This window comes from Fulvivirga kasyanovii (genome assembly GCF_009711405.1).
GTDB lineage: Bacteria > Bacteroidota > Bacteroidia > Cytophagales > Cyclobacteriaceae > Fulvivirga > Fulvivirga kasyanovii.
In genome coordinates, this window is record NZ_SMLW01000099.1 from 1 (window position 1) to 682 (window position 682).

1 protein-coding gene is annotated in these 682 nt (G+C 55.7%); it reads left to right on the forward strand.

Features of this window, described 5'->3' with window-relative positions; translation table 11 throughout:
* Positions 1–682 (forward strand): beta-ketoacyl synthase N-terminal-like domain-containing protein (locus tag E1163_RS00175; protein ID WP_185155878.1); only part of this gene is annotated, 682 nt, incomplete at both ends.

Below are 682 nucleotides of genomic sequence, written 5' to 3' on the forward strand. Positions count from 1 at the left end.
CCGATACAGGAGATTTTGATATCGCCGTTATCGGACTCAGCGGACGTTACCCCGGAGCCTCCGATATAGAGACCTACTGGGATAACCTACGCTCCGGGAAGAACAGCATCAGCGAGATCCCATCCGATCGCTGGTCCTGGGAACGTTACTACGACCCCACCGGAGGCGATGGCAAGAGCTACAGCAAATGGGGCGGCTTTATAGACGACGTATCCCGTTTTGATGCCGATTTTTTCAGGATCAGCGGTACAGAAGCCACCGATATGGACCCCCAGGAGCGACTTTTTATTGAAGAAGTGTGGCGACTACTGGAAAATGCAGGGTATGGCGGCACCCGTTTGAGTGAAGAATCTAACCCTGTAGGCGTTTTTGTAGGCGCAATGTATGGTACCTATGGCCAGTTGGGCGCCCTCAGCTGGCACTCAGGCCACTGGAACCATGCCCAATCGTCCTACTGGCTCATCGCGAACCGCGTGTCCCAGTACTTTAAATTCCGCGGCCCGAGCATGGCCATCGATACCGCCTGTTCATCCTCGCTTACAGCGATCCACCAGGCTATGGAGAGCCTGCGCCGAGGAGAGAGCAAAGTAGCGATAGCCGGTGGCGTGAGCCTGATCCTGGACCCCCGTCACCACCTACGTCTATCCGCCCTTCATAACCTGAGCAAGGACGATAAAACCCG